The organism is Streptomyces sp. NPDC096013 (assembly GCF_044763565.1).
Lineage (GTDB): Bacteria > Actinomycetota > Actinomycetes > Streptomycetales > Streptomycetaceae > Streptomyces.
On record NZ_JBIWGK010000004.1, the window covers coordinates 388,942 to 412,591 of the forward strand.

At 71.0% G+C, this 23,650-nt stretch carries 17 protein-coding genes; 12 read left to right on the top strand and 5 right to left on the bottom strand.

Features of this window, described 5'->3' with window-relative positions; genetic code table 11:
- Positions 1 to 47: 47 nt before the first annotated feature.
- From ACIRB1_RS16520 to ACIRB1_RS16540, 5 genes are read left to right on the top strand one after another with little or no spacing between them, the layout of a single operon-like run.
- The gene (locus ACIRB1_RS16520) at positions 48 to 2,039 is read left to right on the top strand and encodes an alpha-1,4-glucan--maltose-1-phosphate maltosyltransferase (protein WP_403466010.1); all 1,992 of its coding nucleotides are present in this window, start codon (positions 48 to 50) and stop codon (positions 2,037 to 2,039) included.
- The gene (gene treS, locus ACIRB1_RS16525; protein WP_403466011.1) at positions 2,036 to 3,754 is read left to right on the top strand and encodes a maltose alpha-D-glucosyltransferase; all 1,719 of its coding nucleotides are present in this window, start codon (positions 2,036 to 2,038) and stop codon (positions 3,752 to 3,754) included. The genes ACIRB1_RS16520 and treS overlap by 4 nt, the downstream gene beginning before the upstream one ends.
- 28 nt (positions 3,755 to 3,782) lie before the next feature.
- Positions 3,783 to 5,150 (top strand): maltokinase, encoded by a 1,368-nt coding sequence (locus ACIRB1_RS16530; protein WP_403466012.1) that lies wholly within the window; start codon positions 3,783 to 3,785, stop codon positions 5,148 to 5,150.
- 5 nt (positions 5,151 to 5,155) lie between these two features.
- Positions 5,156 to 7,393, top strand: a complete 2,238-nt coding sequence (glgB, locus tag ACIRB1_RS16535) for a 1,4-alpha-glucan branching enzyme (RefSeq protein WP_403466013.1) — start codon at positions 5,156 to 5,158, stop codon at positions 7,391 to 7,393.
- A 12-nt stretch (positions 7,394 to 7,405) separates the two neighbouring features.
- Positions 7,406 to 9,079, top strand: coding sequence for an ATP-binding cassette domain-containing protein (locus ACIRB1_RS16540; protein ID WP_403466014.1), 1,674 nt, complete (start codon positions 7,406 to 7,408; stop codon positions 9,077 to 9,079).
- A 107-nt stretch (positions 9,080 to 9,186) separates the two neighbouring features.
- Here the strand turns inward: ACIRB1_RS16540 and ACIRB1_RS16545 are convergent, their stop codons facing one another.
- Positions 9,187 to 10,572, bottom strand: coding sequence for an aminotransferase class V-fold PLP-dependent enzyme (locus ACIRB1_RS16545; RefSeq protein ID WP_403466015.1), 1,386 nt, complete (start codon positions 10,570 to 10,572; stop codon positions 9,187 to 9,189).
- Positions 10,573 to 10,739: 167 nt separating this feature from the next.
- Here ACIRB1_RS16545 and ACIRB1_RS16550 point away from each other — a divergent pair, with 167 nt between their 5' ends.
- Positions 10,740 to 12,647 carry an AMP-dependent synthetase/ligase gene (locus tag ACIRB1_RS16550; RefSeq protein WP_403466016.1) on the top strand — a complete coding sequence of 636 codons (1,908 nt, stop codon included), beginning with the start codon at positions 10,740 to 10,742 and terminating at the stop codon, positions 12,645 to 12,647.
- A 64-nt stretch (positions 12,648 to 12,711) separates the two neighbouring features.
- Here ACIRB1_RS16550 and ACIRB1_RS16555 read toward each other — a convergent pair whose 3' ends face one another.
- Positions 12,712 to 13,536, bottom strand: a complete 825-nt coding sequence (locus tag ACIRB1_RS16555) for a methyltransferase domain-containing protein (RefSeq protein ID WP_403466017.1) — start codon at positions 13,534 to 13,536, stop codon at positions 12,712 to 12,714.
- A 249-nt stretch (positions 13,537 to 13,785) separates the two neighbouring features.
- Here ACIRB1_RS16555 and ACIRB1_RS16560 point away from each other — a divergent pair, with 249 nt between their 5' ends.
- The 4 genes from ACIRB1_RS16560 (at position 13,786) to ACIRB1_RS16575 (ending at position 18,373) form a co-directional block, all read left to right on the top strand.
- A complete protein-coding gene (locus ACIRB1_RS16560) occupies positions 13,786 to 15,162 on the top strand; it encodes an NAD(P)/FAD-dependent oxidoreductase (RefSeq protein ID WP_403466018.1) in 1,377 nt (458 codons plus the stop codon).
- A 47-nt stretch (positions 15,163 to 15,209) separates the two neighbouring features.
- Positions 15,210 to 17,465, top strand: a complete 2,256-nt coding sequence (locus tag ACIRB1_RS16565; RefSeq protein WP_403466019.1) for an FUSC family protein — start codon at positions 15,210 to 15,212, stop codon at positions 17,463 to 17,465.
- Positions 17,466 to 17,493: 28 nt separating this feature from the next.
- A complete protein-coding gene (locus ACIRB1_RS16570) occupies positions 17,494 to 17,697 on the top strand; it encodes a hypothetical protein (RefSeq protein WP_403466020.1) in 204 nt (67 codons plus the stop codon).
- Between the two features lie 226 nt (positions 17,698 to 17,923).
- Entirely contained in the window at positions 17,924 to 18,373 is a 450-nt protein-coding gene (locus ACIRB1_RS16575) for a cyclic nucleotide-binding domain-containing protein (RefSeq protein WP_352181422.1), read from the top strand.
- 91 nt (positions 18,374 to 18,464) lie between these two features.
- Here ACIRB1_RS16575 and ACIRB1_RS16580 read toward each other — a convergent pair whose 3' ends face one another.
- Positions 18,465 to 19,775 (bottom strand): MFS transporter, encoded by a 1,311-nt coding sequence (locus ACIRB1_RS16580; protein WP_352181421.1) that lies wholly within the window; start codon positions 19,773 to 19,775, stop codon positions 18,465 to 18,467.
- A gap of 80 nt (positions 19,776 to 19,855) precedes the next feature.
- Entirely contained in the window at positions 19,856 to 20,467 is a 612-nt protein-coding gene (locus ACIRB1_RS16585) for a LysE/ArgO family amino acid transporter (protein WP_352181420.1), read from the bottom strand.
- A 69-nt stretch (positions 20,468 to 20,536) separates the two neighbouring features.
- On the opposite strand from ACIRB1_RS16585, the gene ACIRB1_RS16590 reads away from it, so the two are divergent.
- Entirely contained in the window at positions 20,537 to 21,436 is a 900-nt protein-coding gene (locus ACIRB1_RS16590) for a LysR family transcriptional regulator ArgP (protein WP_352181807.1), read from the top strand.
- Positions 21,437 to 21,584: 148 nt separating this feature from the next.
- Here the strand turns inward: ACIRB1_RS16590 and ACIRB1_RS16595 are convergent, their stop codons facing one another.
- Complete coding sequence (locus tag ACIRB1_RS16595; RefSeq protein ID WP_352181419.1) at positions 21,585 to 22,292, bottom strand: TetR/AcrR family transcriptional regulator; 708 nt, start codon at positions 22,290 to 22,292, stop codon at positions 21,585 to 21,587.
- 113 nt (positions 22,293 to 22,405) lie between these two features.
- Between ACIRB1_RS16595 and ACIRB1_RS16600 the strand changes: the two genes are divergently transcribed.
- Positions 22,406 to 23,626 (top strand): saccharopine dehydrogenase C-terminal domain-containing protein, encoded by a 1,221-nt coding sequence (locus ACIRB1_RS16600; protein WP_352181418.1) that lies wholly within the window; start codon positions 22,406 to 22,408, stop codon positions 23,624 to 23,626.
- The last annotated feature ends 24 nt before the right edge of the window (positions 23,627 to 23,650 follow it).

The following is a 23,650-nucleotide window of genomic DNA, read 5'->3' on the forward strand; positions in this document are numbered from 1 at the left end:
ACGGCCGGGCGAACAGCCCGGCCTCCGGCACGACGGAGGTGACACCCATGAACGCGACCCCGGCAGCCATCGGCCGCATTCCGGTACGTGACGTACGCCCGTCCGTGGACAGCGGCGCCCGCCCGGCGAAGGCGGTGGTCGGCGAACCGTTCCAGGTCACCGCCACCGTCTTCCGCGAGGGCCACGACACGATCGGCGCCAACGCCGTCCTGTACGACCCGGACGGCCGCCCCGGCCCCTGGACCCCGATGCGGGAACTCGCCCCCGGCAGCGACCGCTGGGGCGCCGAGATCACCCCGACCGCCACCGGCCGTTGGTCCTACGCCGTGGAGGCCTGGGGCGATCCCGTCGCGACCTGGCGCCGGGCCGCCCGCATCAAGATTCCGGCCGGAATCGACATCGGCCTGATGCTGGAGGAGGGCGCGGAGCTGTACGCGCGCGCCGCGGCCGGGGTGCCCGAGGGCCCGGCCCGCGCCACGGTCCTGGCCGCCGCGGAGACACTGCGCGACGACACCCTGCCGGTGGGGACACGCTTCGTGGCCGCGCTGACGCCGGACGTGAACGCGGTGCTGGAGCGCTATCCGCTGCGGGACCTGGTCACGGTCTCCGAGCCCCGCCCCCTCCTGGTCGAGCGGGAACGGACGCTCTACGGCTCCTGGTACGAGTTCTTCCCCCGCTCCGAGGGCACTCCCGCGCAGCCCCACGGCACGTTCCGCACGGCCGCGAAACGGCTGGAGGGGATCGCGGCGATGGGCTTCGACGTCGTCTACCTCCCGCCGATCCACCCGATCGGGACGACCTTCCGCAAGGGCCCGAACAACACCCTCTCCGCGGGGCGCGAGGACGTCGGCGTCCCCTGGGCCATCGGCTCACCCGAGGGCGGACACGACGCGATCCACCCGCGGCTGGGCACACTGGAGGACTTCGACGCGTTCGTCACGCGCGCCGCCGAACTGGGCATGGAGATCGCGCTCGACTTCGCGCTCCAGTGCTCCCCCGATCACCCGTGGGTGGAGAAGCACCCGGAGTGGTTCCACCACCGCCCCGACGGGACGATCGCCTACGCGGAGAACCCGCCGAAGAAGTACCAGGACATCTACCCGATCGCCTTCGACCGGGACATGGACGGACTCATCGCCGAGACCGTCCGCGTGCTGCGGCACTGGATGGACCACGGCGTACGGATCTTCCGCGTCGACAACCCGCACACCAAGCCGGTCGTGTTCTGGGAGCGGGTGATCGCGGAGATCAACGGCACCGACCCGGACGTGATCTTCCTCGCCGAGGCCTTCACGCGCCCGGCGATGATGCACACCCTCGCCCAGATCGGCTTCCAACAGTCGTACACCTACTTCACCTGGCGCAACACGAAAGAGGAACTCACCGCATACCTGACCGAGCTGTCGGGCGACGCGGCGGCCTACATGCGGCCGAACTTCTTCGTCAACACCCCCGACATCCTCCACGAGTTCCTCCAGAAGGGCGGCCGGCCCGCCTTCGAACTGCGGGCGGTACTGGCCGCCACCCTGTCCCCGACCTGGGGTGTCTACAGCGGCTACGAACTCTGCGAGAACACCCCGCTGCGGGCGGGCAGCGAGGAGTACCTCGACTCGGAGAAGTACCAACTCCGCCCGCGGGACTGGGACTCCGCTGAGCGGGAAGGACATAGCATCGCGCCACTGCTGGGCAAGCTCAACGCGATCCGGCGTCGTCACCCGTCGCTCCACCGGCTCAGGAATCTCCGCTTTCACGAGACGGACAACGACGCGGTGATCGCGTACAGCAAGACCACGGGTGTGGACACGGTCCTGGTGGTCGTCAACCTTGACCCGCACCACACCCAGGAGGCCACGGTCTCGTTGGACATGCCGCAACTCGGCCTGGAATCAAACGAATCCATGTCGGTGTACGACGAACTGACGGGTGAGTCCTATCAGTGGGGCAGGACCAACTATGTGCGCCTGGAACCCGGCAGGGCACCCGCGCACGTGCTCCACGTCCGGCGGTCCACACAGAGCGGAGGGTCAAGAGCTTCATGACTGTCAACGAACCGGTCCACGACACCTTCGAGGACACTCCCGCCAAGGACCGGGACCCCGAGTGGTTCAAACGCGCCGTCTTCTACGAGGTCCTGGTCCGCTCCTTCCAGGACAGCAACGGCGACGGCGTCGGTGACCTCAAGGGCATCACCGCCAAACTCGACTACCTCCAGTGGCTGGGCGTCGACTGCCTCTGGCTGCCCCCCTTCTTCAAATCACCGCTGCGCGACGGCGGCTACGACGTCTCCGACTACACCGCCGTCCTCCCCGAATTCGGCGACCTCGCCGACTTCGTCGAGTTCGTCGACTCCGCCCACCAACGCGGCATGCGCGTCATCATCGACTTCGTCATGAACCACACCAGCGACCAGCACCCGTGGTTCCAGGAATCCCGCAAAGACCCCAACGGGCCCTACGGCGACTACTACATGTGGGCCGACGACGACAAGCAGTACCCCGACGCCCGCATCATCTTCGTCGACACCGAAGCCTCCAACTGGACCTTCGACCCCGTCCGCAAGCAGTACTTCTGGCACCGCTTCTTCTCCCACCAGCCGGACCTCAACTACGAGAACCCCGCAGTGCAGGAAGAGATCCTGGCCGCCCTTCGCTTCTGGCTCGACCTCGGCATCGACGGCTTCCGGCTCGACGCCGTCCCCTATCTCTACGCCGCCGAGGGCACCAACTGCGAGAACCTGCCCGCGAGTCACGAGTTCCTCAAGCGCGTCCGCCGCGAGATCGACGCGATGTACCCGGACACCGTGCTGCTGGCCGAAGCGAACCAGTGGCCCGAGGACGTCGTCGACTACTTCGGCGACTACCAGAGCGGCGGCGACGAGTGCCACATGGCATTCCACTTCCCCGTCATGCCCCGCATCTTCATGGCCGTACGGCGTGAGTCCCGCTACCCGGTGTCGGAAATCCTCGCCAAGACCCCGGCGATTCCCTCGGGTTGCCAGTGGGGCATCTTCCTGCGCAACCACGACGAGCTGACCCTGGAAATGGTCACCGACGAGGAACGCGACTACATGTGGGCCGAGTACGCGAAGGACCCGCGTATGCGCGCCAACATCGGCATCCGCAGGCGCCTCGCGACCCTGCTGGACAACGACCGCAACCAGATCGAACTGTTCACGGCCCTGCTGCTGTCCCTGCCCGGCTCGCCGATCCTCTACTACGGCGACGAGATCGGCATGGGCGACAACATCTGGCTCGGCGACCGCGACGCCGTCCGCACCCCCATGCAGTGGACCCCCGACCGGAACGCGGGCTTCTCCTCCTGCGACCCGGGGCGGCTCTTCCTGCCGGCCATCATGGACCCCGTCTACGGCTACCAGGTCACCAACGTCGAGGCGTCGATGTCGTCGCCCTCCTCGCTGCTGCACTGGACCCGCCGCATGATCGAGATCCGCAAGCAGAACCCGGCGTTCGGGCTCGGCTCGTACACCGAACTCCAGTCGACGAACCCGGCGGTGATCGCGTTCCTGCGGGAGTACGAGGACGACCTCGTGCTGTGTGTGCACAACTTCTCGCGGTTCGCGCAGCCCACGATGCTCGATCTGCGGGAGTTCGCGGGCCGGCATCCCGTGGAGCTGATCGGCGGGGTGCGGTTCCCGGCCATCGGTGAACTGCCGTATCTGCTGACGCTCGCGGGGCACGGCTTCTACTGGTTCCGGCTCCCCCGAGCAGCTCCCCGCACCGGCCGACGACGTTGAGGATGGGCCCGCGAAAGGACGCGTCACCATGCCGAAGACCGCACCTCTCCCACTGAGCAGCCCCGGCGTCGACCGGCCTCCGGCCACGCTCGCCGGGCTGCTGCGTGAATGGCTGCCCGGGCAGCGCTGGTTCGCCGGCAAGGACCGGCCGGTGGCCGACCTCGACGTGCTGTCCACGACGGAGATCTTCCCCGGCTGCCTGCATGTGCTGGTCCACGCCTCCCACCCGCCGGTGCCCTCCTCCGGCGGCACTCCCCCGCCCGGCGACTGCTACCAACTCCTGCTCGGCGTAAAGGAACACGTCTCGCCGCGGCTGGCCCGGGCCTTCATCGGCCGGGTCCGGGAGGGGCAGTTGGCCGGTCTCGTGGTCTACGACGCCCTCCAGGACCCGCGGTCGGCGCAACTGCTGCTGGAGCGGCTGCGGCAGCCCGGCAGGACGGGTTCCCTGCACTTCGAGGCGGACCCTTCGGTCTCCGTGCCCGCCGGACTCACGCCCCGGCTGCTGGACGCCGAGCAGTCCAACTCCTCGCTGGTGTACGGCGATCGGTTCATACTGAAGGTCTTCCGGCGCATCCAGCCGGGCATCAATCCGGACCTGGAACTGCCGGGGGCGCTGGCCGCGCAGGGCTGCAAGCGGGTCCCGGCGCCGGTGGCCTGGTTCCGGACCGCGGATGCGCGGGCCGCGACGCTCGGGGTCCTCCAGCCGTTCCTGCCGGACGCCTCCGACGGCTGGGCGCTCGCGCTGCGCGCCCTCGCCGACGGGGACGAATTCACCACCGAGGCCTACGAGTTGGGGCAGGCGACCGCCGATGTCCATCTCGCGCTGGCCGCGGCCTTCCCCTCCGACGACCATCCCCTCGCCGAGAACGACCGCACGGCGGCGGCGATGACCGAGCGCCTGGAGGCGGCCGCGCACTCCGTGCCCGCGCTGCGGCCCTTCGTACCCGGGCTGCGGACCGCGTTCGGGGCGCTCGTCGGCCGCGACGCCGGACCGGCCGCCCAGCGCATTCACGGCGATCTGCATCTCGGCCAGGTGCTGCGGGCCGGCCGCGACTGGTTCGTCATCGACTTCGAGGGCGAGCCGTCCAAGCCGCTGGCCGAGCGGCGCAGCGCGCAGTCCCCGGTGCGGGACATCGCCGGGATGCTGCGGTCCTTCGACTACGCGGCCCGGCAGCGCCGGCCCTGGCGCCCGGAGTGGGCGCTCCGCTGCCGGGAGGCTTTCTGCGCGGGCTACGCGGCCCGGGCAGGCTGGGACCCGCGGACCAAGCACGCCCTGCTGCGGGCGTACGAGACGGACCGCGCCGTGTATGAAGTGCTGTACGAGGCCAGACACCGTCCGGACTGGCTTCCCGTACCCATGGCGGCGATCAAGCGTCTCGCCGTCCGAGGAGGCTGAACTCCGTGGCCCTGCGCGACACTTCACCTCAAGAGGCGGGCGGCCCGTCCGCGCCCGCGCCCGCACCCAGGAGCGCCTCCGCACCCCGGAGCACCGCCGCTCCCCTGGACCCCGCCGACCGCGACCGCCTGCTCTCCGGCGCCCATCACGACCCGCACGCACTGCTCGGTGCGCACGCGGTGCCGGGCGGGTTCGTCTTCCGGGTGCTGCGGCCGTACGCGCGGGCCGTGAGCGTCGTGATCGAGGGGACGCGCACTCCGCTCACCTCCGACGGGGGCGGCCTCTTCTCGGGCGTGCTGCCGCTCGACGCGCTCCCGGAGTACACACTGCTGGTGTCGTACACGGAGGACGACGAGCACGAGATCCATGACCCGTACCGTTTCCTCCCCGCCCTCGGCGACCTCGATCTGCACCTCATCCGGGAGGGGCGGCACGAGGAGCTGTGGAAGGCGCTCGGCGCGGAGCCGATGACGCACGGCGGAGTAGCGGGCACCCGGTTCACGGTGTGGGCGCCGAACGCCCAAGGGGTGCGTGTCTGCGGGGAGTTCAGCTCCTGGGACGGGACCGCGTTCCCGATGCGGTCGCTCGGTTCGTCGGGTGTGTGGGAGCTGTTCCTGCCCGGCATCGGCGAGGGCACGCGCTACAAGTTCGAGATCACCTCCCGGTACGGCGAGCGCCTCCTGAAGGCCGACCCGATGGCCCGCCGCACGGAGGTGCCGCCCGCCACCGCGTCCATCGTGACCGCCTCGCACTACGAATGGGACGACGAGGCCTGGCTCGCGCGACGGACGGAGACCCCGGTCCACGAGGCGCCCTTCTCGGTCTACGAGGTCCATCTCGCCTCCTGGCGACCGGGCCTGACGTACCGTCAGCTGGCTGCCGAACTCCCCGCCTATGTCAACGAACTCGGCTTCACCCACGTCGAGTTCATGCCGGTCACCGAGCACCCCTTCGGCGGTTCATGGGGTTACCAGGTCACCGGCTTCTACGCGCCGACCGCCCGCCTCGGCAGTCCCGACGACTTCAAGTTCCTCGTCGACGCGCTCCACCGGGCCGGTATCGGCGTGATCATGGACTGGGTACCGGCGCATTTCCCCAAGGACGACTGGGCGTTGGCCCGGTTCGACGGGGAGCCGCTGTACGAGCCCGGGGACGCGCGGCGGGCCGAGCATCCGGACTGGGGGACCTACGAGTTCGACCTCGGGCGGACCGAGGTGCGCAACTTCCTTGTGGCGAACGCCGTCTACTGGTGCCAGGAGTTCCACATCGACGGCCTGCGGGTCGACGCGGTCGCCTCGATGCTCTACCTCGACTACTCGCGCGACTCGGGCCAGTGGACCCCCAACGTCCATGGCGGGCGTGAGGACCTGGACGCGATGGCCTTCCTCCAGGAGATGAACGCGACCGTGTACCGCAGGGTGCCCGGTGTCGTGACGATCGCCGAGGAGTCCACCGCCTGGGACGGGGTGACCCGGCCGACCGACACCGGCGGTCTCGGCTTCGGGTTCAAGTGGAACATGGGCTGGATGCACGACTCGCTCGGCTACATGTCCCACGAGCCCGTCCACCGCAAGTTCCACCACCACGAGATGACCTTCTCCATGGTGTACGCGTACAGCGAGAACTATGTCCTGCCGATCTCCCACGACGAAGTCGTCCACGGGAAGCAGGCGTTGGTGTCGAAGATGCCGGGCGACTGGTGGCAGCGGCGGGCCAACCACCGCGCGTATCTGGGATTCATGTGGGCCCACCCGGGCAAGCAACTCCTCTTCATGGGCCAGGAGTTCGCCCAGGGCGGGGAGTGGTCCGAGTCCCAGGGACCGGACTGGTGGGTCCTGGACCCCGCCTACGACGCCGCGCCCGACCACCGGGGCGTCCAGGATCTCGTCCGGGACCTCAACACGGCCTATCGCGCGACCCCCGCGCTGTGGCAGCGCGACACCGATCCCGGCGGCTTCCGCTGGGTGGTGGGGGACGCGGCCGAGGACAACGTCTTCGCGTTCCTGAGGTTCGACGCGGAGGGCTCCCCGCTCCTCGCCGTCAGCAACTTCTCCCCCGTGGTCCGCCAGGACTACCGCCTCGGCGTCCCGGAGGACATCCCCGCCTGGCAGGAGACCCTCAACACCGACTCCGCGCGCTACGGCGGAAGTGACGTCGTCAACCGCGACCCGGTCAAGCCGGAGGACGGTCATATCCGGCTGACGCTTCCGCCCTTGGCGACGGTGTGGCTGACACCGGGGTGACATGCTGCTCCCATGCCGACGCCGATTCCCCCCACTACCGCCCAACTGACCGGCCTGTGTCTTGAGTTGCGGGGCGTCACGCAGGAAGTGCGGGGCGCCGGGCGGGTGTTGGACGATGTGTCCTTGGAGGTCGGGGCCGGGCGGCTCGTGGTCATCGCGGGCAGCAGCGGTGCGGGCAAGACGGTGCTGTTGCAGACCCTCGCGGGACTTCAGCGCCCGACAGCCGGGGACGTGCTGCACGACGGGGTCAGGCCAGGCCCGCCGGGACCGGAGTTCGGGTTCGTGCCGCAGGAGGACGTCATCCACCGTGAGCTGCCGTTGCGGCGCACGCTGGAGTACGCGGGGCGGTTGCGGATGCCGGGCGGGACGGTCCCGGCGCGGGTGACCGAGGTGCTCGACGTCCTCGGTCTCGCCGGGCGCGCGGATACGCCGGTGCGGGCGCTGAGCGGCGGGGAGCGCAAACGGGCCTGTATCGCGGCCGAGTTGCTGACCCAGCCCCGGGTGCTCTTCCTCGACGAGCCCACGTCCGGGCTCGATCCGGTCACCGGGGCCGCGCTGCTGGCGACCTTGCGCGGGCTGGCCGAGTCCGGGACCACGGTGGTCCTCACGACCCATGTGCCGGCCGATCTGCCGCGCTGCGACGAGGTCGTGTTCCTGTCTCCGGGCGGGGCGGTCGCGTTCGTGGGGGCGCCGGACGCGCTGCTCGGGGCGTTCGGCGCGGAGACGGCGGAGGACGTGTACGCGGCGGTGGCGGAGGGGAAGCGGGCGGAGCGGGCCGCCCCGGCACGGGGTGCGGAGCGGGTCCCGGCGCCGGTCGCGCACCGTCCGCCGCGCGTCGGCGCCGTACGCCAGTGGGCGCTGCTGACCCGTCGTACGACGGCGCTGGTGGTGCACAACCGGCTGTCGGTCGCAGTGTTCGTGGGGTCGCCGGTGATGATCGTGGCGATGTTCGCGGTGTTGTTCCGGGCGGGTGCGTTCGATCCTGCGGCGCCCGATCCGGGGTCCACGGCGATGATCATGTTCTGGATCGCGTTCGGGGCGTTCTTCTTCGGGCTGACGTACGGACTGCTCCAGATCTGCACGGAGTTGGCGGTGCTGCGGCGCGAGTGGCTGGCCGGGGTGCGGATCGGGCCGTATGTCGCCTCGAAGTTGACCACCGTGCTGCCCGTACTGGCCGCGGCGGACACGCTGTTGCTCGCGGTGCTGCGGGCGCTGGACCGGTTGCCCGCGGCGGGCTGGGACACGTACGGCTCGCTGTTCCTCACCAGTGTGCTGGCCTCGGCCGCCGCGCTCGCCCTCGGGCTGCTCACATCGGCGGCGGTCACGGACCCCGGCCAGGCGACCCTGATGCTGCCGTTGCTCTGCTTCCCGCAGGTGCTGTTCTCGGGGGCCTTCGTGCCGGTACCCCGGATGGCGACGGCCGGGCAGGCGATCAGCTGGGCGATGACCAACCGCTGGGCCTTCGAGGCGCTGGGCTCCGCGATCGGCCTGGAGAGCCTGTGGCACGACGGCGACTCCCCTGCGGGACCTCCCCTGCTGAGTTCCTACGGCAACTCGTTCGGCCACCCGGCCGACCGCGGCCGCCTGATCCTGGCGGGCTTCACCGTGCTGTTCCTGGCGGCGACGTGCGCGGTACTGGTGCGCAAGTGCCGACAAGGGGTGGGGGCGGCCCGCGCCGGGCGGTGAGCGGTGGCGGGTCTTCTGCGGTCCTGGCGGTCCCGGCGACCCGGCGGGGTTCTGTTTCGCCGGGTTCTCCCGGCGGTGCCGGCCAGGCGTCGCATCCTCGCTCGCACTCAGCAGCCCGCCCGGTCCGTGAGGCCCGCCGCCGTCGGGACGCGGTCGCGGTAGGTTGTCGCGACGAAATCCAGGAACCTGTCCACGTCCCTGGGTTGTGAGGAGACGCCCACCGAGGCGCGGACCGCGCCCGCCGACGGCAGTCCCAGGACCGTCAGGTACTCCTCCAGGGAGCCCAGGCGTTTCCGGGCCGCCGAGCGGAGGCCGCGGAGCGGGAGGGCGAACGCGGCTTCTCCGGCGCCCGGGTTGCAGAAGCAGCCGAAGCGGAGCGAGATGCGGTGTTCGGCGCTGTCCTGGGAGACGACCCGTTCGTCGATGACGCGGCCGTCCGCGCCGAGGAGGTTGAGGGCGACGGTGCCGCCGCGTGCGGGTCCGGTCTCGGTGGGGCCGTAGACCTGGGTCATCGGGGTGCCGTCGGAGTGGCGTAACTCGGCCACGCCCGCGAGGAGTCGGCCGGTCAGGCGGGTCACGTGGTCGTGGACCCGGTCCATGCCGATGGCGTCGATCCACTCCAGGCCCGCCGTGATGTCGGGGATGGAGAGGAAGTTGACGGTGCCGTCCTCGAAGGCCGCCTCGCCGTCGGCGAGGACGTGCCACTGCGCCTGGGCGCTGGCGGCGTAGATGGTGCCGCCGGAGAACCAGGGGCGGCGCAGCCGGGCGAGGGCCTCGCGGCGGACGATCAGGCTGCCTATGCCGGTGGGGTAGCCGAACACCTTGTACCAGCTGACCACGGTGAAGTCCGGGTGGTGGCGGGAGAGATCGAGGGGGTTGGAGGGGACGGACGCGGCGGCGTCGAGGAGGACGTCGTAGCCGAGTTCCTGGGCCGTGGCGATCCAGTCCAGGGAGTGCCGTACGCCGGTGAAATTGGACTGTGCCGGATAGGCGAGGAGTCCGCGGCGGCGCCTGCGGGCCGTGAGGGCGGTGTGCAGGCGGTCCTCGTCGATCGCCAACTCCTCGCCCCGGACGGGGACGTACTCGGTTCGGGCGCCGGCCGCGCGAGCGTACTCGCGCAGTCCGTTCACGGAGTTGTGGTTGTCGAGGAGCATCACGAGCCGGCCGCCGGGGGCGAACGCGTACGACTCGCCGATCAGACGCAGCGCGGCCGTCGCGTTCGCGGTGAACACCACCGCGTACTCGGCGGGGTCGGCGGAGAAGTGCCGCAGCACGGCGGCGCGGGCTCCGGCCAGCAGGTCGCCCGAGGCGCGGGAGGCGGGGCTCTCCGAGTGCGGATTGCCGAAGACGCCTCCCGTGATCCGCTCGGCGCTGGCCCTGACCAGCGATGTCGGGGCGAGTCCCGCGCCCGTCCAGTCGAGGTAGGTGTGTCCTTCGGCGTCCAGATAGCCGAAGTCCTGGGCCCTCAACTCGCCGAGATCCACCGCGTCCATGCCCTCGCACCCCCCGTGCCGTCGAGTCATTTCCACTCAACCACCGAACTACGCGAGAGCACTTCCCTGTTCCCCACACCAATCGCTCACACCTGGGCTACATTCGAGCACCGTCGATAACAGTAATGATCGGCCAAGTCACGCCCCGTACAACCCAGGAGCAGCGCATGCGCGACTTCGCCGTCGCTCCACCCCCCACCTCCACCCTGACCGGCGGCCTCGCCGACAGCATCTTCGAGATGGCCGTCCGCAATCCCACCCTTCCGCTGGTCGCACGGCGGGCGGACCCCGCCTCCACGGTGTGGGAGGAGGTGACCGCCGTAGAGCTGCGGGACGAAGTCGTCGATCTGGCCAAGGGGTTGATCGCGTCCGGGATCTCGCCGGGCAGCCGGGTCGCGATCATGGCCCGCACCCGTTACGAGTGGACGGTGCTGAGCCACGCCCTGTGGGCGGTGGGCGCCGAGGTCGTGCCGGTGCATCCGACGTCCTCGCGGGAGCAGGTCGAGTGGATACTGCGGGACGCGAACTGTGTGGCCGTGGTGGTGGAGGACGAGCAGGGCATCATGACGGTCGGCACGGTGTGTGCCGCGCTGCCGCTGCTGCGGCACGTCTGGCAGCTGGACTCCGGGGCGCTGGCCCAGATCGCGGAGCGGGGCACGTTCATACCGCAGACCACGGTGGACTCGCTGCGCCGGATCGTGATGCCGGACTCCACCGCGGTGATCGCCTACACGTCGGGCACCTCGGGCCGCCCCATGGGCTGCGCGCTGAGCCACCGCAGCCTCGCCAGCCCCGTCGACACACTGCTCGCGGGCTGGTCGCACACGGCGGCCCCGCCGGGCGAACAACCGTCCGTGCTGGCCTTCCTGCCGTTCTCGCATGTGTACGGGCTGATGATCCAGGCCCTGTGCATGCGCGGCGGCTGGGTGATGGCTCATGAGCCGGAGATGACGGAGGAGGCCCTGGTGTCGGGGCTGCGTTCGTTCCGGCCGACCTATCTGTACGCGGTGCCGTCGATCTTCGAGAAGATCTACAAGAACTTTCTCCGTACGGCCCAACAGGCGGGCCGCGGCGCCCTGTTCGACCGGGCGGCGGCGACCGCGCGGGAGTTCGCGGCGGCCGAGGAGAGACAGAGACTGGGCCGGGGTTCGGGCCCGGCCCTCGATCTTCGGCTCCAGCACGCCGTGTTCGAGCGGACGGTGTACCGGAAGCTGCGCTCCGCACTGGGCGGCCGGGTGGTCCGCGCCACCTCGGGCGGCTCCCCCCTGAACCGTGAACTGTCCCTGTTCTACTCGGGTATCGGCATCCTCGTGCACGACGGCTACGGCCTCACGGAGACCTCCGGCGGGATCACGATGCAGCCGCTGGGCCGGGAGAAGATCGGCACGGTCGGGCAGGCGCTGCCGGGCACGGAGATCCGGGTCGCCGAGGACGGGGAGATCATGGTGAACGGCCCGTCGGTGTTCCAGGGTTACATCAACGACGAGCGGGCGACCCGGAGCGTCCTGCACGCGGGCTGGCTGGCCACCGGGGACATCGGACGGCTGGACACCGAGGGCTATCTGACGATCACCGGCCGCAAGAAGGACATCATCATCACCAGCAGCGGCAAGAGCGTCGCGCCGGCCGCCCTGGAGAACCGGCTGCGGATGCATCCGCTGATCCATCAGGCGGTGGTCGTCGGCGACGACCGTCCCTGTGTGGGGGCGCTGCTCACCCTGGACCCGGAGTTCGTCGCGCACTGGCGGGCCGGGCTGGCGTTGCAGAGCGACGCGCGTGGCCGGGAGGCGCGCGAGGAGAACGCGCTGCGGGAGGAGATCACCCGGGCCGTCGCGACCGCCAACAGCCCTGTGGGGCGCGCCGAGTCGATCCGGGTGTTCCGGGTGCTGCCGCAGCCGTTCGACGTGGCGGGCGGACTGCTGACGCCGTCGATGAAGCTGCGCAGGGACGCGATCGTGCGGCACTACGCGTTCGAGATCGACGCGATGTACCAGGCACGCGCGCGTACCCCGCAGCAGTCGACGGCGGAGGAGCAGCTGTCGGGCTGGGACGACGCGGACAACGTGTTCCGCTGACCTCACCGGCCCGGGATCACTCGTGGCCGGGGTCCTTCCGGCCGGGTGTCAGTCAGGCCGGGTGTCACTCGGGGCGGTGGGCGACGACCGCGAACATCGTGACGGACATGTGCAGCGCGCCGCGCTCGGCCGCCTCGGCGAGGTCGGCGTAGGCCCGGTCGCGCTGGGCCTCGGTGAGCGCCCCGCGGCGCACCGCGGACTCGCCCAGCATGCGGATCAGCGGCCAGGCCACCGACCGGTGGTCCTGGAGCAGCGCCTGCGAGCCGCGGTCGTCGACGACGAGTCCGGCGGCGCTGAGCTGGCCCACGAGCCGGCGTCCCGAGTAGGGGTTGACCGCGCCGGTGAGGGCGCCGGAGGTGAACGCGGCCGTGATCTCGGGGTCCCCCGGGTGCAGGATCGTGGTCGCCCAGTCGGTGTCGAGGAGGGCGACGCGTCCGCCGGGGCGCAGCACGCGGGCGATCTCGGCGACGGCCTTGTCGGGTTCCGTGAGGTGCTGGAGCACCCGTTCGCACCAGACGACGTCGACGGAGGCGTCGGGCACCGGCAGGGACAGCGCGTCGCCGTCGGTGAAGCGGGCCGGGTTACCGGCCGACGCGGCACGTTCCTCGGCGATGGCGCGCAGTCCGGGGTTGGGTTCGACGCCGAGCGCCGACCCGTTCGAGCCGACGGCGGCGGCCAGTTCACGGGTGGTCGAGCCGGTGCCTGCCCCGATGTCCAGGGCGCGCTCGCCGCTGCCCGCGGCGAGTGCCTCGTGCGCCCACGCGCGCAGTCGTCGTACGCCTGGATTGGCTTCCTGGATGTCGAGCGCGGCCACCAGCCGCGTCACGTTGCCGGCGTCGATGTTCTGGGTGCGGAAGCCTGACCCCGGCTCGGGCTGAGTGTGCGACATGGCGTGCACTCTACGGTCAGGAGCGATCGCCGAGAGGCGGGTCGAAGGTCATCCGGATACGCCATTTGTTCACACATCCGCGGCGTACGGACAGCCTCGGCGGGGCATGCTGGTGCCCACGCGTTCGTCTGCCTGCCGCGCTCAGCTGGCGGAACGGCTCCCGGCACGATGGGATCGACTGTGGTGCGAAGCAGCGATCCAGGGGCAGGCGTACGGCGTCGAGGCAGACCGCCTGGAGCCGCAGAAGGGATGAACACCGTGACACGACCGAGGATCCTGGTGGTTGGCGCAGGCTTCGCAGGAGTGGAGTGCGTTCGCCGCCTGGAGAGGAAACTGACCCCGGAGGAAGCCGACGTCACGCTGGTGACGCCGTTCTCCTACCAGCTCTATCTGCCCCTGCTGCCCCAGGTCGCCTCCGGCGTCCTGACCCCGCAGTCGATCGCCGTCTCGCTGCGCCGCAGCAGCAAGTACCGCACCCGGATCATCCCGGGCGGCGCGATCGGTGTGGACATCAAGGCCAAGGTCTGTGTGATCCGCACGATCAACGACGAGATCGTGAACGAGCCCTACGACTACATCGTGCTGTCCCCCGGCAGCATCACCCGCACCTTCGACATCCCCGGGCTGACGGACCACGCCTTCGGGATGAAGACCCTTGCGGAGGCCGCGTACATCCGCGACCACGTCATCACACAGCTGGACCTCGCGGACGCGAGCGACGACCCGGCGGAGAAGGCGTCGCGGCTTCAGTTCGTGGTGGTGGGCGGCGGGTACGCCGGCACGGAGACGGCCGCCTGTCTGCAAAAGCTGACGCATGCCGCGGTCAAGCGGTATCCGCGTCTGGACCCGGGTCTGATCAAGTGGCACCTCATCGACATCGCGCCGAAGCTGATGCCCGAGCTGGGCGACAAGCTCGGCAGGAGCGCGCAGGAGGTCCTGACCCGGCGGGGTATCGACATCTCCCTGGGTGTCTCGATCGCGAAGGCGGGCCCGGAGGAGGTCACCTTCACCGACGGGCGGGTGGTGCCGACCCGGACGCTGATCTGGACGGCCGGTGTGGTCGCCAGTCCGCTGGTCGCGACGCTCGGCGCGGAGACGGTGCGCGGGCGGCTCGCGGTCACCGCCGCCATGAACCTGCCCGGCCACGACGGGGTGTTCGCGCTCGGTGACGCCGGTGCGGTGCCGGACGAGGCCAAGGGCGAGGACGGGGCGATCTGCCCGCCGACCGCGCAGCACGCCATGCGGCAGGGCAGGGTCGTCGCGGAGAACGTGATCGCGACCCTGCGCAACCAGCCACTGAAGCAGTACGTCCACAAGGACCTCGGGCTCGTCGTGGACCTCGGCGGCAAGGACGCGGTGTCCAAGCCGCTCGGTATCGAACTGCGCGGTTTCCCCGCCCAGGTCGTGGCCCGCGGCTACCACTGGTCGGCGCTGCGCACGACCGTCGCCAAGGTCCGCGTCGCGACGAACTGGACGCTGAACGCGCTGGCAGGCGACGACTTCGTGCGCACCGGCTTCCAGGCCCGCAAACCGGCCACGCTGAAGGACTTCGAGTACACCGACTCGTACCTCAGCCCGGAGCAGGTGCGGGAACGCGTCGAGGGGTCCGGAACCCAGGAGCCGTAGCATCGGGGTTACGGATCTTGGCGTGAACCTGGGGAGAGTACGGCGGCGTGAGGGCAGCGGGACGGGCGGCGTGGGCACGGGTGTGGGATCGCGTCTCGGCGTCCGATCCCGGACTGCTGCGACTGACGGCGGGGCTGCGGACGGTCTGCTCGATCGCCCTCACCCTCGCCGTGCTCTCCCTCGCGGGGGCCTCGGTGCCGCATCTGGTGGCCGGGGCGATGTCCGCGATGGTGTCGACGTTCGCGATCCGCGAGAAGCAGCGCGGACAGCAGGCGGTGACGCTCGCACTGGGGCTGCCGGTGGCGCTGGCCTCGGTGTCGCTGAGCGCGCTGCTGAACTCGCGGGTGGTCGCCGGTGACGTCTTCTTCGTCCTGCTGATCTTCGGCGCCGTCTACAGCCGCCGCTTCGGCGACCGCGGCACGGCGCTCGGTCTGATCGGCTTCCAGATCTACTTCCTGTCCCTGTTCGTCGGCGCGACCGCCGCCGCGCTGCCGCGGCTGTACGGCGTGATCGGCGTGGCCTTCGTGTGCAGCGCGCTGGTGCGGTTCGCGCTGGTGCCGGAGACGCCGACGGGGACGCTGGACCGGCTGCGGCGGGCGTTCCGGGCGCGGTTCGCGCAACTCGTCACCGCACAGCTCGCGTTGCTCGACGCCGGTCCCGACGACATGGAGAAGGTCCTGGCCGACGTGCGTGAGGGCACCGCGCGGCTGCACGAGACGGCGCTGCTGATCCAGGGCCGGCTGGAGGACGGGACCTCCGACGAGACGGTGGCGCGGCTCGTGCAGCGGCGTATCGCCGACGCCGAGGTCGCCGCCGAGCGGCTGGGCCTGCTCCTGCTGACCGCGCGCAGCGCCGAGCGGGGACACACGCTGACCCTGCATCTGCCCGGGGCGCCGGTCCCGCCGGCCGCCCGGCCGCCGGTGCGGGACGAGGCGACCGAGACGCTCCGCCGCGATCTGGAGGCGCTGCGGCTGCTGGTGCTGCGCCCCTCGGGCCTGGACTCGGGCACCGCGCTGGCCCATGTGCGCAACCGGCTGCTGGGGTACCGGGAGGAGGAGAACCTGCCCGACGCCTCGGACGCCGTGCAGGACGTGTTCCGGGGCATCGGTGAGGCCGGGCGGGCGGTGCTGGGGCTGCGGATCGCGGTGGACGGGCCGCAGGACGAGTCGGAGGACACGCCCGCGACGACCCGCTCGCGCGAGGAGCTGGACGCGGAGGACCTCGCCATCGCGGGCAGCGAGGAGAGCGACTCCGAGGACGCGGACCGCACCGGGCTGCGGCGGCCGACGACGCGGGCGGCGGTGCAGGTCGCGGTGGGGTCGTCGCTGGCCATCGTCGGCGGCGAGTTCCTGTCCAGTCAGCGCTGGTACTGGGCGGTGCTGACCTGCTGGATCGTGTTCCTCAACACCTCGTCCACGGGCGAGATCCTGGTCAAGGGCTACCGGCGGCTGCTGGGCACGGTCCTTGGTGTCGTCGCCGGTATCGGCCTCGCGGGTCTGGTCGGGCCTCACACGTGGACGGCGTTCGCGCTGGTGCTGCTGTTCATCTTCGCGATGTTCTACACGGCGCCGCTGTCGTACACCCTGATGTCGTTCTTCGTCACCGCGATGCTGGGCCTGCTCTACACGCTGCTGCACACCTACAGCGCGTCGGTGCTGGTGCTGCGGGTGGAGGAGACCGCACTCGGCGCGGCCTGCGGGGTGGTCGCGGCGGCGCTGGTGCTGCCGGTGCACACGGACCGCCGTACGAACGAACTCCTCGGCACCGTGCTGGAGCGGCTCACGGACGTCACCGAGGCCGCCGTCGACCAGCTCAGCGGCGGGACCGCGACCGAACTGCTCGACAGGGCACGGGACCTGGACCAGGCGCTGGCCGATCTGAGCGCGTCCACGCAGCCGTTGACGCACCCGATCACGCCGTTGCGGGCGCGCCGGGACACGGCACGGTACGTCGTCGCGCTGCTGGAGACCTGCGCCTATCACGCGCGGTATCTGGCGGCGACGGCCGAGCTGCTGCCCACGCATCCGTCGATAGCGGCGGATCCGCGGCTGCGGGAGGCGGGCCGGCGGATCGTGCACAACATCGGGGTGATCGGCGCGCACGTCTCCGACGGGGACGAAGCCGCCGTCGGCGAGATCGAGACCGGGCCGAGCATCGCGTCCCTGCTGCGGCCCGGCACGCCGGAGACCCCGCGCTACGGCCGGGTCACCGACCGCGTGCTGCGCCATTTGCAGCGCCTGGACGAGGCCGTGGTCGGCCTGGCCCGCCCGCTCGACGTGCCGATCGGCGCTCCGGCGAAGTGAACCGCGCGCGCCGGGGTAGGCGACGGGCATGACTGATGTCGTGGACTCGGACGAACTGCTGCGGCGCATCCGGCGGGCCAGGGCTTTCGCCGCCCAGGAGATGCAGACGTGGGCGCAACAGGGCGACGCCGTACGGGAGGTGGCCTACGAGACGGTCCTGCGGGTGCTGGACGAGATCGTCGACCCCGGCCGGGCCGCCCCACGAAGTGAAACCGGTCACGCGACCGGTTGACCCGGGTACAAATGACGCGTTGATGGTTTACGGTTCATTCATACGTGGTCACGGAGTCGACCGTACCGTCCTCCGCCGCCACCGCTTACGGCCCTGGCTGGTCTCCCCCGTCCAGCCAGGGCTTTTTTCTGCCCGTTTCCGCCCCCGAGGTGCCTGGGGCGTCGGCAGAGGCTGAAATGGGCGTAGGGAGAATTCCGGATCCGCTGCCGGCGAGGAGCCCTGTGCCATGACCAAAGCGATAAAACTGCTGACCGCCTTGCCCCAGGCCCAGCGCGAGCGGCTGATGGAACTCGCCCGCGAGGTCTCGTTCGCCGAGGACTCCAGGATCTTCGAGGCGGGTGGCACGGCCGACCGCTTCTGGGTCGTGCGCTCCGGTGCCGTCTCGCTCGACCAGCAGGTCACCCCGCAGCAGCGGGTCACCGTGGCCACGCTCGGCGCGGGCGACCTGCTCGGCTGGTCGTGGCTGTTCCCGCCGTACGAATGGGACTTCGGCGCGGAGGCGTTCAGCGCGGTGCGGGCCTACGAGTTCGACGCGTCGGCGGTCCTCGCCGTGTGCGTGGAGGACCCGCTGCTCGGACTCTCCCTGGTCCGGATCGTCGCCGAGATCCTCGCGCACCGCCTCCAGATGACCCGGAGCAAGCTGATGGAGCACTACGCGATCCACCGGCCGGTCTAGGGCCTGTCCGGCGTCCGGCCGCAGGAAGGAAACGGCGACCGATCGGCCCCGCGCCCGCGACAAGGCTCCGCCGGACCGGCCCTGGGCGCCCTCAGATGCGGTAGCGGCGCAGCGCCGGGACCGTCGCGGCCAGGGCCAGCATGATGACGATCACCAAGATGCCGCCCCCCGCGACCGCCGTGCGCGGGCCGAAGGCCGAACCGGCCGAGCCGTGCAGGACGTCGGCCAGACGCGGGCCGCCCGCGACGACGACGGTGAAGACACCCTGCATCCGGCCGCGCATCTCGTCGGTGGCGGCGGACAGCAGGATCGCCCCGCGGAACACCATGGAGACCATGTCGGCGACCCCGGCGGCGGCGAGGAAGACCACGCCGATCCAGAGGTTGCCGCTCAACCCGAAGCCGGTGATGGCCGCGCCCCAGGCGACGACCGCGCCGATCACCATCCAGCCGTGCCGGCGGGCTCGCGAGAAAGTGCCGGAGAAGAGTCCGCCGACCACCGCGCCGATGGGGATCGCCGCGAACAGCATGCCGAGGGCGAGGCCCTCGCCGTAGGGCGCGTAGGTCTGGGCGGCGAGCTGGGGGAAGAGCGCTCGGGGCATGCCGAAGACCATCGCGATGATGTCGGCGAGGAAGGACAGCAGCAGCACCTTGTGCAGGGAGATGTAGCGGAAGCCGGCGACGACCTCGCGCCAGCCCGCGCGGCGCGGGGTCGCGGACGCCAGGGGCGGCAGCGAGGGCAGTTTCACGACCGCCCAGAGCGTGACGCACAGGGCCAGCGCGTCGATGAGGTACAGCTCGGGCAGGCCGATGACCGGGATGAGAACGCCCGCGAGGAGAGGTCCGACGACCTGCCCTGTCTGCATCACGGTCGAGCCGAGGGCGTTGGCGGCGGCCAGCTGCCCGGCCGGGACCAGACGGGCGATGGAGGCGTTGCGGGCGGGCGCGTTGAGGCCCCAGAACGCCTGCTGCATGGCGAGCAGCACCATCAGCGCGGTCACCGAGTCGAGGCCGACGGCGGCCTGCACCCAGAACAGCACCGAGGTCACGGCTATCCCGCTGTTGGTGATCAGCAGGAGTTTGCGGCGGTCCATGGTGTCGGCGATCGCGCCGCCCCACAGCGCGAACACGATGAGCGGCAGCAGGCCGGCCATGCTGGCGGCGCCGACCCAGGCGGAGGAGCCGGTGATGTCGTAGATCTGCTTGGGTACGGCGACCGCGGTGAGCTGGCTGCCGACGGCCGTGACGATGGTCGAGGACCACAGGCGGCGGTAGGCGGGGATGTGCAGGGGGCGGGTGTCCATGGCCCAGCGGCGCCAGCCGTGCCGGGGTGCTGTCGCCGGTTCCCGGTCCTTCTCCGACTCGGGTTCGGTGCCGCTGTCGGTGCTCTCGCTGGTGTCCACTGGCTTCCTGGTTGCTCGCTACATCTAATCGACCGGGGTTCACTATCGCAGCACCGGCTGTGGCTGCCGAACCGGCCGTCTCACGCTCCGGCGGCGAGCGTCGCGCCGAGACCGATCATCGTCGCGGCGACCAGGCCGTCCAGGACCCGCCAGGCCGAGGGCTTGGCGAGGAAGCGGCTCAGCAGGCGGGCGCCGAAGCCGAGGGCGGCGAACCAGCACACGCTGGCGCAGACGGCGCCGAGGCCGAAGGTCCAGCGCAGCGGGCCGCGGCCGGCGGCGATCGAGCCGAGCAGGAACACGGTGTCCAGGTAGACGTGCGGGTTGAGCCAGGTCATCGCCAGGCAGGTGAGCACGGCCCGGCGGCGCGAACGGGTCGCCTCGCCCTCGGCGTGCAGGGCGGCGGGGCGGAACACCCGGCGGGCCGCGAGGACGCCGTAGACGAGCAGGAAGGCGCCGCCGATCAGGCCGACCGCCCGCAGCGCGCCCGGCCAGGCGACCACGACCGCGCCGACACCGCCGACGCCGAGGGCGATGAGGAGCGCGTCGGACAGGGCGCAGATGCCGACCACGGCGAGGACCGCCTCGCGGCGGATGCCCTGGCGCAGGACGAAGGCGTTCTGGGCGCCGATGGCGACGATGAGCGAGAGGCCGGTGCCGAAGCCCGCGGCGGCTGCGGAAAGTGCGTTGTTCACGCCCTCGACGCTAAGGACGATGGCATCAGGAGTACAGCTAATGATTCTTACGTATCATTAGCACTTGTGATGGTTTCCGAACTGCCCCTGGACCAGGTGCGGACACTGCTCGCGGTGGTGGACGAGGGCACGTTCGACGCGGCGGCGTCCGCGCTGCATGTGACGCCGTCCGCGGTCAGTCAGCGGGTGAAGGCGCTGGAGCAGCGGACGGGCCGGGTCCTGCTGCTGCGCACCAAGCCGGTGCGGACGACCGAGTCCGGCGAGGTGGTCGTGCGGTTCGCCCGTCAGCTGGCCCGGCTGGAGCGGGACGCGCGCGCCGAGCTGGGGATGAGCGGGGCTGGTGAGGCGACCCGCGTGTCGATCGCGGTGAACGCCGACTCCCTCGCCACCTGGTTCCTGGAGGCGCTCACCCGTGTCCCGCGCGAGCTGCGGGTCTGCTTCGAACTCCGCCGGGAGGACGAGGACCATACGGCGGCCCTGTTGCGCGAGGGGCTGGTCATGGCGGCGGTCACCTCCTCGCCGGACGCCGTGCCGGGCTGTTCGGTGCGGGCGTTGGGGCGGATGCGGTACCTCCCGGTCGCGAACCCGGAGTTCAGGGACGCGTATCTCGGTGGTCCGCTGAAGGACGCGCTGGCCGAGGCGCCGGTGGTCACCTTCGACCGGCTCGACGACTTTCAGGACACGTTCGTGCGGCGGCTGGGGCGGGGGCAGGGCGGGGCGGGTGCCGTACGGCATCTTGTGCCCACCTCGGAGGGGTTCCTCGAGGCGGTGACCGCGGGGCTGGGGTGGGGGATGGTGCCCGAGATACAGGCAGCTCCGCTGGTGCGAGCCGGGAGGCTGGTGAACTTCGCGCCTTCGCGGTCGGTCGAGGTGCCGCTGTACTGGCAGCAGTGGAAGTTGGATTCGCCGGCGTTGGCCGCGGTGGCGGGGGCGGTTGTGGGGGTGGCGGGCGAGGTGTTGCGGGGGTGAGCGGGTCGTAGACCGGGGCGGTGTGCGGCCCCGGCCGTGGGGGTGTCCGTGCCGGTTTTTCTGGTGCGGCGCCGTTCTGGCCGGTCGCGCGGTTCCCCGCGCCCCTGTGGGGCGCCGGCCAGTACGGGCACAGCCTCGCTCGGTTCGCTCAGGGCCGGACGGTTTTCAGCTGGGCGGCCGCGCTGTCCAGGAGCATGTCCAGCGCCGTCGGGTAGGCGCTGTCGGGCATACGGGCCGCCAGAAGCTCGGCCGCCTCGGCGATGCGGGGGTGGGTGGTGCGGGGGAGGTGGGCGTAGGTCGAGCGCCACATGGACTCGTCGGCGTGCAGGGCGGCGCTCGGGAGGGCCAGGGACGCCGCGTCGAGGGCGGCGAAGGCCAGGGTCTGGTCGATGAAGGCGTGGTAGATCCGGACGGTGTCCGGGAGGGGGAAGCCGGCCGTGCGGAGGATGTCCAGCACGGCCTCGTCCGCGGCGAGTTCGTTGGGGCGGCCGGTGACACGGCTCGCGGTGAGCTGGGCGGCCTGCGGGTGGGCGACGTACGCCGCGTGGATGCGCAGCCCGATCGCGCGCAGGTCGGGGCGCCACTCCCCCGTCGGCTCCCAGCCCCGCAGCGCCTGTCCGACGAGGGCGTCACCGATGGCCAGGGTCAGTTCGTCCATGCCGCGGAAGTAGCGGTAGAGGGTGCTGGGGTCGGCGTCCAGGGCCAGCCCCAGGCGGCGGGCGGTGAGGCCCGCGCTGCCGTGTTCGCGCAGCATGCGCAGGGCCGTGTCGACGATCAGCTGCTCGGACAGGACGGTGCCGCTCCTGGTCGGACGACGCCGTCGCCGCTTCTCCTCGGACACCACCGGTTTCGGCATCGCGGCCTCCCACTCTCCTTATGCCAACGCCATTGACCTTATCCGTGCGACCGGCGTTGTATCTCCGGCAGGCCCGCTGACGTTCGCAGCTCGGCAGTGAAGGAGTTCTTGTCATGCGTGTACTGCTCGTGGGAGCCGGTGGGGTGGGGACCGCGGTCACCCGGATCGCGGCCCGGCGTCCGTTCTTCGAGGCAATGGTGGTCGCCGACTACGACCTGTCCCGCGCGGAGGCGGCCGTCGCGGCGCTCGGGGTCGACGGCGGCCGGTTCACCGCCGTGCGGCTGGACGCGAGCGACGAGGAGGCCGTCGTGACGGCGCTGCGGGCGCACGCGTGCGATGTGCTGCTGAACGCGACCGACCCGCGCTTCGTCCTCCCCCTGTTCCACGCGGCACGGACCGCCGGGGCCGACTACCTCGACATGGCGATGTCGTTGTCCCGGCCGCACCCGGAACGGCCGTACGAGGAGTGCGGGGTCAAGCTCGGGGACGCGCAGTTCGAGGACGCGGCCGACTGGGAGAAGGCGGGTGCGCTGGCGCTGGTCGGGATGGGGGTGGAGCCGGGGCTGTCGGACGTGTTCGCGCGGTACGCGGCCGACGAACTCTTCGACGAGATCGAGGAGATCGGCATCCGCGACGGGGCGAACCTCACCGTCGACGGCTACGACTTCGCGCCCTCCTTCTCCATCTGGACGACGATCGAGGAATGCCTGAACCCTCCTGTGGTCTACGAGGCCGACCGAGGCTGGTTCACCACCGAACCGTTCAGCGAGCCCGAGGTGTTCGACTTCCCCGAGGGCATCGGGCCGGTCGAGTGCGTGAACGTGGAGCACGAGGAGGTGCTGCTCGTGCCGCGCTGGGTGGACGCGCGCCGGGTCACCTTCAAGTACGGGCTCGGCAACGAGTTCATCGAGACCCTGAAGACCCTGCATCTGCTGGGGCTCGACCGCACCGAGCCGGTCACCGTGCCGAGTGCCGCCGGGCCGGCTGCCGTGTCGCCGAGGGATGTGGTGGCCGCCTGTCTGCCCGACCCCGCGACGCTGGGCGACCGTATGCACGGCAAGACGTGTGCGGGCACGTGGGTGCGGGGCACGAAGGACGGGGCGCCGCGTGAGGTGTATCTGTACCACGTGGTCGACAACCAGTGGTCGATGGCGGAGTACGGCTCCCAGGCCGTGGTCTGGCAGACCGCCATCAACCCGGTGATCGCACTGGAGTTGCTGGCCACGGGGGCGTGGAGCGGGGCGGGTGTGCTGGGCCCCGAGGCGTTTCCGGCCGGGCCGTTCCTCGACCTGCTGACGGAGTACGGGTCGCCGTGGGGGCTGCGGGAGCAGTGACCGGCGTCAACTCCCGCGCCGTCG